Origin of the sequence: Streptomyces sp. NPDC007264, from assembly GCF_042869095.1 — a bacterium.
In the GTDB taxonomy this organism is placed as follows: domain Bacteria; phylum Actinomycetota; class Actinomycetes; order Streptomycetales; family Streptomycetaceae; genus Streptomyces.
The window spans coordinates 193,629-210,004 of record NZ_JBIAFD010000004.1 but is presented as its reverse complement, the minus strand read 5'-3'; the positions used below and the strand labels follow the sequence as shown (position 1 = coordinate 210,004).

General features: G+C 72.9%; 17 protein-coding genes. 8 read left to right on the top strand and 9 right to left on the bottom strand.

All coding sequences use genetic code 11. The annotated features are described in order from the left end of the window. Positions 1–38: 38 nt before the first annotated feature. Positions 39–2,135 carry an MDR family MFS transporter gene (locus ACFYMU_RS08125; protein WP_388369631.1) on the bottom strand — a complete coding sequence of 699 codons (2,097 nt, stop codon included), beginning with the start codon at positions 2,133–2,135 and terminating at the stop codon, positions 39–41. A 234-nt stretch (positions 2,136–2,369) separates the two neighbouring features. On the opposite strand from ACFYMU_RS08125, the gene ACFYMU_RS08120 reads away from it, so the two are divergent. Next, entirely contained in the window at positions 2,370–3,566 is a 1,197-nt protein-coding gene (locus ACFYMU_RS08120; RefSeq protein WP_388369628.1) for a peptidoglycan-binding protein, read from the top strand. A 24-nt stretch (positions 3,567–3,590) separates the two neighbouring features. On the opposite strand, the gene ACFYMU_RS08115 is transcribed toward ACFYMU_RS08120, so the two are convergent. Both ACFYMU_RS08115 and ACFYMU_RS08110 read right to left on the bottom strand, forming a co-directional pair. After that, positions 3,591–4,250 carry an HAD-IA family hydrolase gene (locus tag ACFYMU_RS08115; protein ID WP_388369625.1) on the bottom strand — a complete coding sequence of 220 codons (660 nt, stop codon included), beginning with the start codon at positions 4,248–4,250 and terminating at the stop codon, positions 3,591–3,593. 189 nt (positions 4,251–4,439) lie between these two features. Beyond that, positions 4,440–5,021 (bottom strand): TMEM165/GDT1 family protein, encoded by a 582-nt coding sequence (locus tag ACFYMU_RS08110; protein WP_388369622.1) that lies wholly within the window; start codon positions 5,019–5,021, stop codon positions 4,440–4,442. Positions 5,022–5,471: 450 nt separating this feature from the next. Here ACFYMU_RS08110 and ACFYMU_RS08105 point away from each other — a divergent pair, with 450 nt between their 5' ends. The 4 genes from ACFYMU_RS08105 to ACFYMU_RS08090 all read left to right on the top strand — a co-directional run bounded on the left by ACFYMU_RS08105 (position 5,472) and on the right by ACFYMU_RS08090 (position 9,340). Further along, the gene (locus tag ACFYMU_RS08105; RefSeq protein WP_388369619.1) at positions 5,472–6,116 is read left to right on the top strand and encodes an HNH endonuclease family protein; all 645 of its coding nucleotides are present in this window, start codon (positions 5,472–5,474) and stop codon (positions 6,114–6,116) included. A 69-nt stretch (positions 6,117–6,185) separates the two neighbouring features. Then, complete coding sequence (locus tag ACFYMU_RS08100; protein WP_388369616.1) at positions 6,186–7,835, top strand: alkaline phosphatase D family protein; 1,650 nt, start codon at positions 6,186–6,188, stop codon at positions 7,833–7,835. 294 nt (positions 7,836–8,129) lie between these two features. Then, the gene (locus ACFYMU_RS08095) at positions 8,130–8,576 is read left to right on the top strand and encodes a DoxX family protein (RefSeq protein WP_388369613.1); all 447 of its coding nucleotides are present in this window, start codon (positions 8,130–8,132) and stop codon (positions 8,574–8,576) included. A 161-nt stretch (positions 8,577–8,737) separates the two neighbouring features. Continuing rightward, positions 8,738–9,340, top strand: a complete 603-nt coding sequence (locus ACFYMU_RS08090; RefSeq protein WP_388369610.1) for a DedA family protein — start codon at positions 8,738–8,740, stop codon at positions 9,338–9,340. 38 nt (positions 9,341–9,378) lie between these two features. On the opposite strand, the gene ACFYMU_RS08085 is transcribed toward ACFYMU_RS08090, so the two are convergent. Further along, positions 9,379–9,600: a DUF2277 family protein gene (locus ACFYMU_RS08085; protein ID WP_388369607.1), complete on the bottom strand. Its 222-nt coding sequence runs from the start codon at positions 9,598–9,600 to the stop codon at positions 9,379–9,381. An 89-nt stretch (positions 9,601–9,689) separates the two neighbouring features. Here ACFYMU_RS08085 and ACFYMU_RS08080 point away from each other — a divergent pair, with 89 nt between their 5' ends. Next, on the top strand, positions 9,690–10,487 hold the full coding sequence (locus ACFYMU_RS08080; RefSeq protein ID WP_388369604.1) for an MBL fold metallo-hydrolase: 798 nt from the start codon (positions 9,690–9,692) through the stop codon (positions 10,485–10,487). Positions 10,488–10,541: 54 nt separating this feature from the next. On the opposite strand, the gene ACFYMU_RS08075 is transcribed toward ACFYMU_RS08080, so the two are convergent. Beyond that, positions 10,542–11,249, bottom strand: a complete 708-nt coding sequence (locus tag ACFYMU_RS08075) for a TetR family transcriptional regulator (protein ID WP_388369601.1) — start codon at positions 11,247–11,249, stop codon at positions 10,542–10,544. 102 nt (positions 11,250–11,351) lie between these two features. Between ACFYMU_RS08075 and ACFYMU_RS08070 the strand changes: the two genes are divergently transcribed. Further along, positions 11,352–11,831, top strand: coding sequence for an SRPBCC domain-containing protein (locus ACFYMU_RS08070; protein ID WP_388369598.1), 480 nt, complete (start codon positions 11,352–11,354; stop codon positions 11,829–11,831). Here the strand turns inward: ACFYMU_RS08070 and ACFYMU_RS08065 are convergent. From ACFYMU_RS08065 to ACFYMU_RS08055, 3 genes are all read right to left on the bottom strand, one after another. Continuing rightward, positions 11,815–11,979, bottom strand: coding sequence for a Cys-every-fifth RiPP peptide CefA (locus ACFYMU_RS08065; protein WP_388369596.1), 165 nt, complete (start codon positions 11,977–11,979; stop codon positions 11,815–11,817). The two genes, ACFYMU_RS08070 and ACFYMU_RS08065, sit on opposite strands and share 17 nt — an antisense overlap. 70 nt (positions 11,980–12,049) lie before the next feature. Then, positions 12,050–13,132 carry a CU044_5270 family protein gene (locus tag ACFYMU_RS08060; RefSeq protein ID WP_388369592.1) on the bottom strand — a complete coding sequence of 361 codons (1,083 nt, stop codon included), beginning with the start codon at positions 13,130–13,132 and terminating at the stop codon, positions 12,050–12,052. Next, the gene (locus tag ACFYMU_RS08055; protein WP_388369589.1) at positions 13,129–13,776 is read right to left on the bottom strand and encodes an RNA polymerase sigma factor; all 648 of its coding nucleotides are present in this window, start codon (positions 13,774–13,776) and stop codon (positions 13,129–13,131) included. Before ACFYMU_RS08055 ends, ACFYMU_RS08060 begins: the two co-directional genes overlap by 4 nt. Before the next feature lie 413 nt (positions 13,777–14,189). Here ACFYMU_RS08055 and ACFYMU_RS08050 point away from each other — a divergent pair, with 413 nt between their 5' ends. After that, positions 14,190–15,101, top strand: a complete 912-nt coding sequence (locus ACFYMU_RS08050) for a ketopantoate reductase family protein (protein ID WP_388369587.1) — start codon at positions 14,190–14,192, stop codon at positions 15,099–15,101. Here the strand turns inward: ACFYMU_RS08050 and ACFYMU_RS08045 are convergent. Then, positions 15,086–16,153, bottom strand: a complete 1,068-nt coding sequence (locus tag ACFYMU_RS08045; protein WP_388369584.1) for a LysR family transcriptional regulator — start codon at positions 16,151–16,153, stop codon at positions 15,086–15,088. The genes ACFYMU_RS08050 and ACFYMU_RS08045 overlap by 16 nt on opposite strands. Positions 16,154–16,376 lie beyond the last annotated feature (223 nt).

Genomic DNA, 16,376 nt, shown 5'->3' with positions numbered 1-16,376 from the left:
GGCCCCACAGTCGGCCTGATCCGAACGACAGGGCCTAGCTAGGCCGGGCGCCGGGGTGAGCGTGGGTTCGCGCCCTCGTGCGGGCGTTCCGCGTCCGAGCCGCACAACTCCGCGTTCAGTTCCTGGACCAGCTTGATCAGATCGGTCGGGCGGTCCGGCCCCCACCAGTCCCCGAGCAGCTCGGCCAGGGATTCCTCGCGGGCGGCGGCCAGGCGCTCGGCGACCTCGAGGCCCTCCTCGGTGAGGACGAGGTCGAGCCCCTCACGCACGGCCAGGTGCCGCTCCTCCACCTGCCGTTCGGCGGCGAGGACGACGTCCAGCGGGACCGCGCTGCGCTCGGCGAGCATGCCCGGCTCGGCCCAGCCGTACTTCTTCATCCGCAGCAGCAGCCAACTCGCCGCGGGCAGCAGGTCGTACCCGGCCCGGCGGGTGATCTTCTGGTAGATCTCGTGCCGCCCCTCCCGTGAGCCGAGGACGGACAGTGCCCGGCACACCTCCTCGTACGACGAACGCTGCACCGGGTTGCTCGCCAGCGTCTCCGTCACGTCCGGCGCCGTCACCGAGCCGCGCAGCCTGTCCTCGCGCAGGAACCAGGCCAGCACGAAGCCGAGGAGGGCGACCGGGGCCGCGTAGAGGAAGACATCGGTGATCGACGACGCGAACGCGTGCAGCACGGCGGGCCGCAGGGCTGCGGGCAGGGCCGCGAGGCCGCGCGGGTCGGCCTTCAGGGTGTCCGCGGTGACGCCCGCCGGGAGCGGCCGCCCGGCGAGCGCCTCCGTGAGCCGGCCGCCGAGGCGGCTCGCGAAGACCGCGCCGAAGACGGCCACGCCGAACGAGGCGCCGATGGAGCGGAAGAAGGTGGCGCCTGAGGTGGCCACGCCGAGGTCCCCGTAGGCCACGGCGTTCTGCACGATCAGCACCAGGACCTGCATCACGAGGCCGAGGCCCAGCCCGAAGACGAAGAAGTAGCCGCTCATCTCCACGGTGCTGCTGTGCTCGTCGAGCCGGTGGAGCAGGAGCAGCCCGATCGTGGTGACGGCGGTGCCCGTGACCGGGAAGACCTTCCACCGGCCGGTGCGGCTGACGATCTGGCCCGAGGCGGTCGAGGACAGCAGCATGCCCGCCACCATCGGCAGCATGTGCACGCCGGACATGGTCGGGCTCACCCGCTGGACGACCTGGAGGAAGGTCGGCAGATAGGTCATCGCCCCGAACATGGCGAAACCGACGATGAAGCTGATGACGGCGGAGAGCGTGAACGTGCGGATGCCGAAGAGCTTCAGCGGCAGGACGGGCTCGGCCGCCGCGCGCTCGACCGGCACGAAGGCCAGCAGCAGAACGGCGCCGAGGGCCACGAGGCCGATGATCTGCGGCGATCCCCAGTCCCAGGTGGTGCCGCCGAGAGAGGCGACCAGCACCAGGCAGGTGGCGACGGCGGCGATGAGGACGGTGCCGAGGTAGTCGATGACGTGTCGCTCGGCCTTCCTCGGGATGCGCAGCACGGCCGCGATCACGGCGAGGGCGACGACGCCGACGGGCAGGTTGACGTAGAACACCCAGCGCCAGCTGAGGTGCTCGGTGAACAGCCCGCCGAGCAGCGGCCCGAGCACGCTGGTCGTGCCGAAGACGGCCCCGAAGAGCCCCTGGTAGCGGCCTCGCTCCCGCGGCGGGACGATATCGCCGACGATCGCCATCGACAGCACCATGAGCCCGCCGCCGCCGAGGCCCTGGACGGCGCGGAAGGCGATGAGCTGCGGCATGTTCCGTGCCATGCCGCACAGTGCGGAGCCGACCAGGAAGAGTACGACGGCGGCCTGGAACAGCCTCTTGCGGCCGTACTGGTCGCCGAGTTTGCCCCACAGGGGGGTGGCCACGGTGGAGGCGAGCAGGTAGGCGGTGACCACCCATGACAGGTGTTCGAGGCCGCCGAGGTCGCTGACGATGGTGGGCAGCGCGGTCGACACGATCGTCTGGTCGAGGGCGGCGAGCAGCATGCCCAGCAGCAGGGCGCCGATGGAGACGAGGACACCGCCGTGCACCTCTTCCCGCTCGGGCGCCGCGTGCTGCCGCGTGACGGCCGCCCCCGCGGCCGGTGCCCCGGCCGCCCCCGCCCCGCCCTGCGTGTCGTCGGTCATCGGGACCTCCCGTGCACGGGCCGCACGGCCCTGGTGCACCCGGGGCCCGGGCACCTCGCCCGCACGCCCGGGATCACTCGTCCATCCTGCTCCTTCTGCTCTCTCATCCTGATCGGTGTGACCGGTTATGGCCTGTTGAGTCCCGGGGGGAGGCGGTGATTCCGGGGGTTCCCGGGAGATTGTGTGCGGGCGATCTGCATAATCTCTGCACATTCAGCGGGAGGGGATCCACGCGTGAGCGGAACGAACGGTCGGGCCTGCCCGGAGTGCGCGGCACCACGGCGGCCCGACGGCACACCGTCGTGTGCCTGCACCCTGCGGGCGTCCGACGCGCTCCGGGACGCGCGCACGGCGGACGCGGCGGCGGCCGAGGACTTCGATCCGCTGCGGATCCGGCCGTACGTGGAACTGGACGTCGCCGCCGAGGGGACGGGGGCCGCGGCACCGGCGGGACCGGCGGCGCAGGAGCCGGCCGGGAGCGGGGCGGCACCGGACGCGACCATGCGGCTCGCCGCCGTACGGATGGACGGGTCCGAGGCCGCGGCACCCGCCATGGACGGGTCCGAGGCGGCCGCTGCGCCCGCCGACCGGACCATGCGGCTCGCCGCCGTGCGGGAGGGGTCCGAGCGGGCCGCCGCACCCGCAGAGGAGACGATGCGCCTTGCCGCCGTGACGGACGGGACGGCGCCGCTCTCCGCCGCACCGGAGGGGACGGCGCCGCTCTCCGCCGCACCTGCCGGGAGTGCGCCCCCCGCGGCCGCACCGGACGCGACCATGCGGCTCGCCGCCGTGCCCGCCGGGCGCGCCGCCTCCGGACGGTCGGACGACACGCCGCCCCGGCGCGGGCGGCGCACCACCGTGCTGCTGGTCACCGGCGGGGCCGTCGCCGCGGCGGTGGCCGTGGGGGTCGCCGGCGGGCTGTTCTCGTACGCTTCGCCGAAACGGGACGGGGCACTGCCCGAGGGCGTACGGGCGAGCGTGCCGGAGAAACCGTCGGACGCGACGACGGAGCCGCGGCCCACGGACTCGGCGACGGACTCGGCGACCACCTCCGCGACGAGCGCGACGCCGTCACCCCGTTCCAGCCCCTCACCCTCGGCATCGGCGTCGACGGCGTCGGCGAGCCCGTCCCCCTCGGCCACGGCGAGCCATGCCCCGCCCACCGTGCCGGCCACCCCCACGGCATCGCCGACGGGCGGTGACCGCGCCCCGGTCCTGCGCGTCGGCGACAGGGGCCCCGAGGTCGGCGAACTGCAGCTCCGCCTGCGCCAGGTGGGCATGTACTTCGGGCCCGTGGACGGCGTCTACGGCGACCCGTTGGGGTACGCCGTCCGCTACTACCAGTACAGCCGGGGCATCAGACAGGACGAGCCGGGGGTGTACGGGGCGGCGACGAGGGCGAGGCTGGAGTCGGAGACGACCGAGCCCTGAGGACCGGCGGGACGTCGCGCCCGGTCAGCCGATGTGCAGGGTGATCCCGCCGTCCGCCGCGCCCGCCGCACGCACCTGTGCGAGGTCTCGGACGAGGGCGTCGGGGCGGTGTGCACGGGCCCGCGGGCCGACGCCCACCACCCGCATCCCGGCGGCGCGCCCCGCGGCGATGCCCACGCCGGAGTCCTCGAAGACGACGCAGTCCTCCGGGGCGACGCCCAGTTCGGCGGCGCCCTTGAGGAAGCCCTCGGGGTCGGGCTTGCTCGCGCCCACGCACTCGGCGGTGATCCGCACGTCCGGCGGTGTCAGCCCCGCGGCGGCCATGCGCGCGGCGGCCAGCGCCACGTCCGCCGAGGTGACCAGGGCGTGCGGCAGCCCGGCGAGGGAGGCGAGGAACGCGGCGGCACCGGGGATCTCGACCACGCCGTCCGTGTCGGTGGTCTCCTCGGCGAGCATGCGGGCGTTGTCGGCGTGGTTCTGCTCCATGGGGCGGTCGGGCAGCAGCACGGCCATCGAGGCGTGGCCCTGCCGGCCGTGCACGACCTTCAGCACCTCGCCGGCGTCCAGCCCGTGCCGTTCGGCCCAGCGGCGCCAGCACCGCTCCACGACGGCATCGGAGTTGACGAGGGTGCCGTCCATGTCCAGCAGCAGGGCGCGGGCGGTGAGAACGGTCGTGGCCGTCATCGGCTTGGCTCCAGGGCGCGGGAAGGGACCGGTGGGGCCCGATGGGGACAAGGCGGCCCCGCCCGCCGGTCAGGGAGGAGCGGGCGGGAGCCACTTTGTTTCTCCACGATACAAAACAGTGGCCGTTCCCGCCACCTCCCCCGCACCCGCACCCGCACCCGCACCCGCACCTCGTGACGTCGGATCACGTCACGCGGCCACGGCCTCGTACAGGCTCCAGGCCCCGAGCCCCGACATCAGCAGCACCGCGATCTTCGTGATCAGCCGCAGCGGCACCTTCCTCATCAGCGCCCTGCCGCCCACGATGCCGAGGCCCGCGACCGCCCACAGGGCGAGGACCGCCCCGAGGCCCACGGACAGCGGGGAGTCGTAACGGGCCGCGAGGTTCGCCGTCATGATCTGGGTCAGGTCACCGAACTCGGCGATCAGGATGAGCATGAAACCGGCCGCCGACACCTTCCAGAAGCTCTGGTTCTCGGGCCGCCGGATCTCCTCCTCGCCGTCGTCCTTCTTCATGAGGAGCACGGCGGCGCCGCCGAGGAAGAGCACGCCGGTGAGCGCGTGCACGATCCGCTGCGGCAGCAGGGTCAGCACGCTGCCCGCCGCGACGGCGAGCGTGACGTGCAGCAGGAAGGCGGCGGCGACACCGGCGAAGACGTACGAGGCGCGGTAGCGGGTGCCGAGGACGAGTCCGGCCAGGGCCGTCTTGTCCGGCAGCTCGGCCAGGAAGACGACACCGAAGGCGAGCGCCAGGACGGTGATGCTGATCAAGGTTCCTCAATCGGTCGGGGCCGCCCCGCCGAGAGTGCTGTGATCTGGTGCGACACACCTCGGCACGGCAGCACATGGGTCACCCGTGCCGTGGGCACGGGTGTGCACTGCTGGCCGAAGGTCTCGCTGGCCGACCCGTACGGGTCCGCCTCCGGGCGCCGGCTCAGGCGAGCTGAGCAGTATGTCGACGGTCCGGCGAAGAGCTACTCCCCTTCTGCGTCCCCCATGGTACGGGACCGCCGGACGCTCCCCGTGCGAGGAAAGTCACGCCGCACCCCTTGTAGCGTCATGTACGCGTCATTAGTTTCTTACCGCAGGCACACCTTCCGGCAACACCCCCTCGCGAGCATTCCCCAGGTCCTGTCGTCGCAGTCCCGTCCGCCGCGCGACGCGCATGCGACGACGGAACCCAGCCCGCAAGCACCATCCCCACCCCACAAGGGAGTTCGCATGTCCAAGGTCTACGCGCGTCGACGCCTCGGCGTCCTGGCCGCCCTCACCGGACTCATAGCCGGCGTCGGGCTGCTCAACGGTCCGACCGCCCAGGCCGCTCTCCCCACCCCCGTGAGCGCCGCCACCGCCCGCAGCTACCTCGCCTCGCTCACCGTGGCGACGGAGGACCGCACCGGCTACAGCCGCGACCTCTTCCCCCACTGGATCACCATCAGCGGCACCTGCAACACCCGCGAGACCGTCCTCAAGCGCGACGGCACGAACGTCGTCACCAACTCCTCCTGCGCCGCCACCAGCGGCAGCTGGTACTCCCCCTACGACGGCGCCACCTGGACCGCCGCCTCCGACCTGGACATCGACCACCTCGTGCCGCTCGCCGAGGCATGGGACTCCGGCGCGAGCGCGTGGACGACGTCCCGGCGCCAGGCGTTCGCCAACGACCTGACCCGCCCGCAGCTCATCGCCGTCACGGACAACGTCAACCAGGCGAAGGGCGACCAGGACCCCGCCACCTGGGTCCCGTCCCGGTCGGCGTACGTCTGCACGTACGTCCGCGCCTGGGTGCAGGTGAAGTACTACTACGACCTCTCCGTCGACTCGGCCGAGAAGAGCGCGCTCCAGAGCCACCTGGCGAACTGCTGAGACTCCTGCTTCTCCGGACCCTCCCCGCTCCCCTCCGTCGCCCCGTACCGTACGGGGCGACGGAGGGGAGTGATCGCCGTGACGACGAGCCTGCGCCTGGGGCCGCTGCTGAGATACGTGGACGAATCGTCCGCGACCGTCTGGGTCGAGGCGAGCCGCCCGTGCGCCGCCGAGGTGCGCTGCGCCGGTGGTGCCCGCGGCACGGCCCGCACCTTCCAGATCGCCGGGCACCACTACGCGATCGTGCCGGTGGCCGGCCTCGCACCGGGCAGCACGGAGGCGTACGAGGTGCTGCTGGACGGGACGCCCGTGTGGCCGCTGCCGGACTCGCCCTTCCCGCCCTCCGTGATCCGTACGTCCCACCCCGAGGTGGTCCGCGTCACCTTCGGCTCCTGCCGCTGGGCCGCCCCGCCCGTCGGCAAGAGGGACCGGGTCGGCCCGGACGCGCTGGACACCCTCGCGGCGGGCCTCGCCGCCGATCCGGACGCCGAACGTCCCGATGTGCTGCTGCTGTTGGGCGACCAGGTGTACGCGGACGAGACGTCCGCGGCGATCCGTGACCGGATCGCCGCCCGCCGCGGTCTCACCCACCTGCCGGGCGGCCAGGTGGCCGACTACGAGGAGTACACCTGGCTCTACCGCGAGTCCTGGCTGGACCCCGAGGTCCGCTGGCTGCTGTCCACCGTGCCCAGCTGCATGATCTTCGACGACCACGACATCATCGACGACTGGAACACCAGCGCGTCCTGGCTCGCCGACATGCGTGCCACCTCCTGGTGGCGCGAGCGGCTGCTGAGCGGCCTGATGGCGTACTGGGTCCACCAGCACCTCGGCAATCTGTCCCCCGCCCAGCTGGCCGAGGACCCGCTGTACGCCGCCGTGCGCAGGACCCCGGACGGCACGGACGTGCTGCGCGCCTACGCCGCCCAGGCCGACGCCGACCCCTCCTCGGTCCGCTGGAGCTACCGCCGCGACTTCGGCCGCGTCCGGGTCGTCATGCTCGACACCCGCGCGGCGCGGGTCCTCGACGAGGGCGGCCGGTCGATGCTCGATCCCGGTGAGGCCCGGTGGCTGCGGCGGCAGGCGCTCGGCGCGCGCGACACCTGCGACCACCTGCTGATCGGCACCTCCCTGCCCTGGCTGCTCCCCCACCTCGTGCACGACGCCGAGGCGTGGAGCGCCGCCCTGTGCCGCGGCGAGCGCGGCGAGCGCTGGGCCCGCTACGGCGAACGCCTGCGCCGCCTGGCCGACTTGGAGCACTGGGCGGCCTTCCCCGAGTCGTTCCGGGCGCTGGCGGACCTCGTCGCCGAGGCCGGTACGGGGCCGGGCGCGCCGGCGAGCGTGTGCCTGCTGTCCGGCGATGTGCACCACGCGTACATCGCGGAGCCCGAGTGGCCGGCCACCGGACCGGACGCCCGCGTCCTCCAGCTGACCTGCTCCCCCGTCCACAACTCCGTCCCGCTGTCCATACGGCTGGGCTTCCGCTTCGGCTGGAGCGGCCCGGGGCGCGCTCTGGGCCGCCGCTTCGCCCGGCACGGTCGCGGCGCGCACCCCGGTATCGACTGGCGCCGGACGGGCGGCCCGTGGTTCGGCAACCAGCTGATGACCCTGACCCTGCGCGGCCGTTCCGCATCGCTGCGAGTACTCCGCGCACGCCCGGACGGCACGGGCCCGGCCCGGCTGACGACCGTGGCGGAACCCCACCTCACCGACCCGTGAGGCACTCGTCCGGCCGCGCTCGACGAAGTCGAACCCGAAGACGCCGTCCCGGCGCACCGCCGACGTACCGCCGGGCCGTCCGGATGACGTCCGGCGCCCGCCGGGCACCGCGGTCCGTTCCGGCACCGCGCCCGCCCCCGCCTGATCCACCGTCAAGGGCCCGGCGCCCACCGCCATTCGGGCCTGTGCCGAACTGCGGACCTCCCGAAGGTCTGCCTACGTTGGTGGCCGACTCGGTTTCCGCCCCCACGACCGGTCCGCCCGTGGACCGGACCAGACCGAAGGAGCCCCCACATGCCCCCACGCTTCAACAACGCACAGCCGTACGCCATCGGCCTCTTCCGCATGGTGATCGGCTTCCTCTTCACCTGCCACGGCGTCGCCTGGCTGTTCGGTGTCCTGGGCGGCGCGACGGGTGAGGGCGGGGCCATCCCCGCCGGCACCTGGCCCGACTGGTACGCGGCCGTGATCGAACTCGTCACCGGCGGCCTGGTGCTGCTCGGCCTCGGCACCCGCGGCGCCGCGTTCGTGGCCTCGGGCTCGATGGCGTACGCGTACTTCGACATGCACCAGCCCGTGGCCCTGTGGCCGATCCAGAACGGCGGTGAGCTGCCGGTGCTGTTCTGCTGGTCCTTCCTGCTGCTGACCTTCACGGGCTCCGGTGCGTTCGGCCTCGACCGCGTGCTCGCCGCCCGCTCGACCGCCGTGGACAAGCAGTCCTCGGAGCCCGTCACGGCCTGACCGCCCGGGCCACGGCGGCAGGCGTCCCGGCCACCTCACCGGTCCCCGGTGCATCTCCTGTCCCGGCCGCGTACGCTGTACGGCTGTCGAAGGCGCTCCTGCCGCTCCCCGTGACATCACGGCACGCAGGTGCCTCTGGGGAGTCGGACGGGGAGATGCGGGTGTTCGAGAGTGTGGGGTCGCTGGCCGGCAGCGCCTGGATCTACCCCGTGGTGGCCACATCGGTCCTGCTGGACGTCTTCCTGCCGCTGCTGCCGAGCGGTGTCCTGGTCATCGCGGCGGCAACCGCGGCAGCGGCGGGCTCCGCCGTCACACGGGTCCCGGACGTCCTCTGGCTCGTGGCGTGCGCGGCGACGGCCTCGGTCCTGGGCGATCTGGTGGCGTACCGCCTGGCCTGGCGCGGCGGCGCCCGCCTGGACCGCGCGATCGCCCGTTCGCGCCGGCTGACGCGGGCACACGAACGTCTCGGTGCGGCGCTCGCGCGCGGAGGAGGTGCGCTGGTGATCCTGGCGCGGTTCGCGCCCGCCGGCCGCTCCGTCGTCTCCCTCGGCGCGGGCGCCGCCCGCCGCCGCGCCCGGGACTTCCTGCCCTGGTCGGCACTGGCCGGCCTCACGTGGGCGGGCTACAGCGTGGCCCTCGGTTACTTCGGCGGCCAGTGGCTGGGCGCGACCTGGCTGGCCACGGGCGTCTCGGTGACGGCGCTGTTCGCGGCGGGTGCGGGCGCGGCCTACCTCATGCGCCGCCCGGCCCCGCGGGACCGGTAGGGCCCTGGCGACACCCGCGGAGATACGGCAGAGGGGTCCTAGGACCGGGCCGCTCCCCGCACCCGCAGGCCCGCGAGCAGGTCGGCGGTCGCCGCGGCGACCGCGTCCACCGCCTGATCGAACACCTCGCGGTTGTGCGCGGCCGGAGCGCGGAAACCGGAGACCTTGCGGACGAACTGGAGCGCGGCGGCGCGGATCTCCTCCTCCGTGGCCTCCTCGGGGATCGCGGGCGGGCGGAGCGTCTTGATGCTGCGGCACATGGGTCCAGTCTCGCGCTGCCGGCCCGTGTTCGCCCGCTCTTACGGAGATCCCGGGAATAAGCCCGGTCGCCCGCCGGATTGTGCACGGCATGAGCTCTGTCGACCTTCTGTATGTGGGCGGCCCCACCGCCGTCATCGAGCTGGGCGGCGTACGCCTGCTCACGGACCCGACGTTCGACCCCCCGGGGGAGTACCCCATCGGCGCGCGCACCCTGGTGAAGACCGCGGGTCCCGCGGTCCCGGCGACGGAGATCGCCCCCGTCGACGCGGTTCTCCTCTCGCACGACCAGCACCCCGACAATCTCGACGCGGCGGGCCGCGACCGGCTCGCCGAGGCCCCGCTGACCCTGTCCACGGCCTCGGCGTACGAGCGCATCGGCGCCCCCGTCCGGGCCCTGCCGTCCTGGGAGCACGTGGAACTGCCGCGCCCGGCGGGCGGAGTGCTGCGGGTGACCGCCGTGCCCGCCCTGCACGGCCCGGAGGGCAGCGAGCCGCTCGTCGGCGAGGTCACCGGCTTCGTCCTGTCGGGCGCGGATCTGCCCACGGTGTACGTCAGCGGCGACAACGCCTCCCTCGACGTGGTCCGCACCGTCGCCGACCGCGTCGGCCCCGTCGATGTGGCCGTCCTGTTCGCCGGTGCCGCCCGCACCCCCCTGGTCCCGGACGCCCCGCTGACGCTCACGAGCGAGGCGGCCGCCGAGGCGGCCCGGATCCTCGGCGCCGGCCATGTCGTCCCGCTGCACTTCGAGCACTGGGCCCATTTCACCCAGGACGGCGCCACGCTCAGGAAGGCGTTCGCCGAGGCGGGCCTGACGGACCGTCTGCACCTGCTGGAACCGGGCTCCTCGGTACGGCTGGCTCGGCGCGCCGAGGGACGCGCTTCCTGAAGGTCGGGCGACCGGACCGGTTCTCAGTTCTCACACCGTCTGCGGCCGAGCCCGTCAGCGGGCAGGAGCGGCGCCCTCGAACGAGTTCAGGCCCGCAGCGATGAGCTCGGCCGCGCGACGGACGTCGGCGGTCACCGCCTCATGGATCTGCGTCGCCGTGCGGGTGCCGTCCAGATGCTTCCCCAGGCTCTGGAACTGGATGGACCACAGTCCGAGCAGGGCGGTCGCCGCGATCTGCGGTTCCGGATCGTCCGGGCTCCTGTGGACGCGCCGGGCCAGCACCTCGGCTGCGACGGTGACGAGCCGGTCGGTCATGTCCCGGTGGTAGGCCCTCAGTGAGGGCGTGGACCTGGTCAGCGCGCCGAAGCGCCTGATCATGGCGGCGGCCTGCCCGGGATCGTCCTGCGCGGCGATCCAGGAGGTCAGGGCCCGCAACTCGTCGGAGAGGATCCGCAGCGCCACCTCGACCGCGGAGTGGTCCGTGTCGGCCAGGCCCGCGCGCAGAGCGGCCATCGTGGTCTCACCGAGGTCCAGGACGAGTGATTCCTTGGTCGGGAAGTAGTTGAAGACCGTCTTCTCCGAGACCTCGCATGCCTGGGCGATCTCCGCCACTCGGACGGCGTCGAAGCCGCGCTCCAGGAACATCTCGGTCGCGGTGTCGGACAGGCGTTGCCGCAACAGGCGCTTCTTCCGCTCCCGCAGCCCTTCGGCCGCGGGCTCCGCGGTCTGCGGACGCCATGCCGTCCAGTCCACCGTGCTCATGACGACAGAGTAGTGCAGCGACGGATTATTTACTGCTACTGTAAATTTTCAGCGACTGTATATTCTGTCCTTCGCTCGACCGCTTCGGCTTCGGGAGCCCTCATGAGTGCCATCCACATCGTCCGCGACTACCCGCACTCCCCCACCAAGGTCTGGCACGCCGTCACCGACCCCCGGCTCATACCGCTGTGGACAGCCACCGGGGCCGGGGCACGCCCGGAAGGATTCACCACCACCGTCGGCGCCCGGTTCCAGTTCATCGCCAAGCCCAAGCCCGGCTGGAGCGGCATCGTCGACTGCGTCGTACTGGAGGTGGACGAGCCCCGGCTGCTGCGCTACACGTGGACCGACCATGGCACCAGCGACACCACCGAGGTCGCCTACCGCATCGAACCCCATGGCACGGGGACGCGCTTCACCTACGACCACACGGGCTTCACGGGTACCGGCGGGCTCCTGATGACCCAGATCCTCGGTCACGTCCGGCGGAAGATGCTGCGCGTCGGCCTGTCCGCCGTGCTGAACGATCTGGACGAGGACGGCAGGCTGCGCCCCGAGAGCACCCTCAAGCCCAGGACCTGACTCTCCCGTCGGACCCGCAGGCATCGGACCCGCAGGCATCGGACCCGCAGGCATCGGACCCGCAAGCGTCGGACCCGCAAGCGGGTGACGCGGGGCCGGGTTCCCACCGGAATCCCGACAGGGGCTGCCGGGAGACGGGGACGGCCACCGCCGATCACCGGTGTGTGAAGACCGGAGATCAAGCGGTGGCCGCAGGACCTGCGGACCTGCCGTCGGGTTCAGCCCTCGGGGCTCGCGGGGGTTTCGCCAGGCGTGTCGACGACCCCGCGCTCCATGACGGCGTCGATGCCGTACAACGTGTCGGCGGTGACGCCCTCGCCCTCCCCCTTGCCCTCGCCCTGGTGCGCGGTCAGGTACGACCGTGAGCCCAGATAGGCGAGGGTGTCCTTGTTGAAGATCCACTCGTCGCGGGTGGTGGATGCGGGATCCTTGCGGGAGATGCCGATGCCGTGACGGCCTGCGGCGTCGACCGTGTCGGGTGTCACGGTGACGCCGGGGATCTTCTCGACGACCTTGTACAGAGCCGAGGCGGTGGCGGGCGGCATGATCGTCGAGCCCAGCAGCTCTCCGACGGACCTGAAGACGGTCTCGTCCTTCGAAAGCCCGTCCCACGACTTGGTCTGCGCGTAGAGCAGGGTGCGCAGGGCCTCGGGATCCGTGGGCAGTGTGGCCAGCCACTTGTAGGTGGGGTGGTCCAGGCCGGCGCGCACGGGAGTCCGGTCGACCACGGGGATCCGCTCGCCGGGCATCACCGCGTCCTTGCCCGTTTCGCGGATCCAGCCCGTTGTGGTCGTGGGTCCCGGGCCCTGGACGGTCCAGACTTCCTTCTTGTGCAGCGCCCCGAGCCGGACCGGGCCGTCGAAGGTGCCCGCGTTCTCGCGGATCAGGAGCTCGGCATACACGAACTGGCTGTCCTCCACCGGCTTCACGTCCCGCGACAGGGCGGCGGCGGCGATCCGGTCGAGGGTGGCGGACGCGCCGTTGTCCGCGGCCAGCCCGGCCGCGGAGGCGGGCCGCCGCGAGGCGGAGTCGTGGTCACCGCCGGACGCGGTGACGACCAGCACGCCGGTCAGTACGGCTGCCACAGGCAGGACCATCGCGGGCCGCAGCAGCCGACGGCGCGGCTGTGCCGTCGACGACCCCAGGGTCTCGGAGATGCGGTCCCGGTCGATCTGTTGCATGAGGACTTCCTTGTGGTGGAGATGACGGCTCCGCGGGAGGTCCCAGGCGGCCGAGCTCGCCAGCAGTGCTTCCGCCTCGCTCTCGGCCGGGCCGGTGCAGTGCGGGGTGTCGGCGTTCATCGGGCTTCCTCCTGCAGAAAGAGCGCCGCGAACGCGGCCTCGCTCCCTGTCTCTCCGCGAGCGCCGTCCGGTTCCACCCTCACGTCACGCGCCTGCGCGGCACTCAGCCCGGCCAGTCGGCTCCGGGCGCGCGAGAGCCGCGAACGCACGGTGCCGACCGGGATGTTCAGGGCCTCGGCGGCTTGCTGGTAGTCCAGCCCGGCCGCCACGCACAGGGCGATCACTTCCCTGTCCTGGCGGCGCAGCCGGCGCAGTGTGTCATGGACGACGGCCAGGCGGCGGGCGTCGTCGATGCGGCCGACCGTCTCGTCCGCGAAGTCCTCGACGGGGCGAGGATCCGGGCTGCGCGCCAGGAAGGCGAGCTTGCGCCACCGTCCACGGTTGGCGTTGTGCGCCTTGTACGTCGCGATGCCGAGCAGCCACGGGGTGAGGGAGCCGCCCTCCGGCTCCACGGTCTCCCGCGCGCGCCAGGCAGCGAGGAAGGTCTCGGCCATGACGTCCTCGGCCTCCGACCAGCTTCCGGTCAGCCGCAGAGCGTGGTTGTAGACCGCCCTCGCGTTTTGTTCGTACAAGTCTGCGAACGCGCCACGGTCTCCTGCCCGTATTCGCCCACGCGATGACTCTGCTGGTTGTGTATGCGTCACACTTGTTTCCCTCCGCCGCCCCGGTCGGGTTCCTGTGTCCGCCGTCACACGTTCTCCGGCGTGATCGGGGTGGCGGCAAGGAGCTCCGCGGTCCTGCCGGGGGTCAGGGACAGATCCAGCGGTAGAGGCGGGCGCCTCGGGTGACCCGCTCGGTCGGCGTGACGAACACCCATGGGAGTCTGCCGGAAGCTCGCGGCGGCCCCGCCTTCGAGGGCGGCCAGTACCCAAGAAATCCCTTGGGGATGGGCAAGGTTCATGGAGGATTGACTGGAACCTGGGCCCTTGTGATCATCTCCGAGGGTCCCGGACCGGTGCCCCGGCACCACGACCCCAAAGGCCGGGGCGTGAGCGCGGACGCCGGTCGGGGACATGAGTCGGCGACATGAGTCGGGGACGAAGATCGGGGATGGAACATGACGGATGACGGCCTCACGGTGGCGGTCCTGGGACCCGGCGGTGTCGGCGGTCTGCTCGCCGCACTGCTCGCCCGGGCCGGGCACCGGGTGATCTGCCTGGCGGGCGACGCATCGGCACGGACGTTGCGGGAGCGGGGCATCCACGTGCGCAGCGACAGGTTCGGCGAGTTCACGGCGCGGGTCGAGACGGACACGGAGCTGCGCGAGCCAGCCGATGTCGTGCTCGTCGCCGTCAAGCACACCGCGCTCGACGCGGCGCTGGAACGGGTGCCGGTCACCGCGCTGGCCGAGGACACCCTGGTCGTACCGCTGTTGAACGGCGTGGAACACCCGGGGGCCCTGCGCGGGCGCTACGGCGACGCCCGGGTGGCCCCCGCCGTCATCCGGGTGGAGTCGACCCGCCTGGCGCCGGGCGTGATCGAGCACGGCAGCCCGTTCGTGGAGGTCGACCTGACCGGGGACGCGGTCGCGCACGACCGGCTCGACCGGCTCACCGGGGCCCTGGAGTGGGCCGGGGTTCAGGTGCGAGTGCTGGACGGGGAGGCGTCGGCCCTGTGGTCGAAGATGGCGTTCCTCGCGCCGTTCGCACTGCTGACCACCCGGTACGGGGCGCCGCTCGGCGTCATCCGCACCGATCACCGCGAGGAGTTGGTGTCGCTGGTGGAGGAGACGGCCGCGGTGGGCCGGGCGAGCGGTGCGGCCACGGACGCGGCGGCCGCGCTCGCCCGCTACGACTCCTTCCCGCCCGAGATGAAGTCGTCGATGCAGCGCGACGCGGAGGCGGAACGCCCCCTCGAACTCGACGCGATCGGCGGGGCGTTGCTGCGGGCGGCCGAGCGGTACGGGGTGGAGGCGCCGGTTGCCGCGCGGCTCGTGGCGGAGTTGGGCCGGTCCTACCCGGGCTCCTGACCACCCCGGCCCCTAACTTCCGGAGGACCGACGCCGTTCCAGGACGGGAGGTCGGACGGGAGGCCGGACGGGACGCTGGGTGAGGCGTTGGGCGAGGCGTCGGACGAGGAGTCGGACGAGGCGTCGGACGAGGCGTCGGGCAGGGCGTTGTGCGAGGAGTCGGGCAGGGCGTTGTGCCGGACGACCGTGTCGGCGAAGGCACGGGCCGACGGGGACAGCGTGTCCCAACGGCGCGCCGCCCAGCCCACGGTGAGCGGCGGCAGTTCGGGCACGGGGATGAACCGCAGCCCGGGCCGACCGTGGTCGCGCCAACCGGGCAGGTCCGGCACGATCGCGTGGCCGACGCCGAGTTCGGCGAGCAGGATGGCGGTGTCCCAGTCGGCGACGCTGGTGTCGGAGGCGGCCGCCGGTATTCCCAGCCGGGCGCAGGCGGCGTCGAGTTGGATGCGCGAGGTGGAGCCCTCGGGCAGCCCGATGAGCCGCAGCCCCGCCAGGTCGGCGGCCTCGGCCCGCTCCCGCGCGGCGAGTTCGTCGGCGGCGGGTACCGCGAGCACCCAGGACAGCCGGACGACGGGCCGCTGCTCCACCCCGCGTACGGGAGCCCCCAGGGTCACCCAGGCCAGATCGATGCCCGGTTCCCACAGCGCGTCCACACAGCTGCGGCTGGAGCTCTCGGTACGGAACTCCAGGCTGACCGCAGGGTGTTGCCGCCGGAACTCGGCCACCGCCGCGGCCATGAAGTGCCGCACGGTGACACTCCCGGTGGCGATCCGTACGACGCCGCCGTCCCCCCGTGCGATCTCCGCCAGCCTGCGCAGTGCCAGGTCGAGCCCCGACATGCCCTCCTCCGCGGCCTGGTGGAGCACGCGCCCGGCCCGGGTGGGCACGACCCCGCGAGACTGCCGCTCCACCAGCCCGACCCCCACCTCGCGCTCCAGCCGCCGTACGTGCTGGCTGACGGCGGACTGGGTGCAACCCAGCTCCCGGGCCACGGCACTGAGGCTGCCGGCCCGGCAGACGGCGACGAAGACACGCAGATCATCGAGGGTCACGGGCACCAAAGGTATCGGCCGCGCGCGGGCGGACGGCGGGGGGTGGGAGCCGGGCGGGGCGCGTGAGGCGAATCCCGTCGAGGAGGGCCCCCGGGGCCGGCCCGCAGATGCTCGAGCCGGTCGCGGACCGCGGCTCCGAACGGGCCGAAGGCGACGGACGGCGTTCTCCCCCACGAAGCCGCACGTACCGCAGCCCGGACGCTCACCCATACCTCCGCAGCGC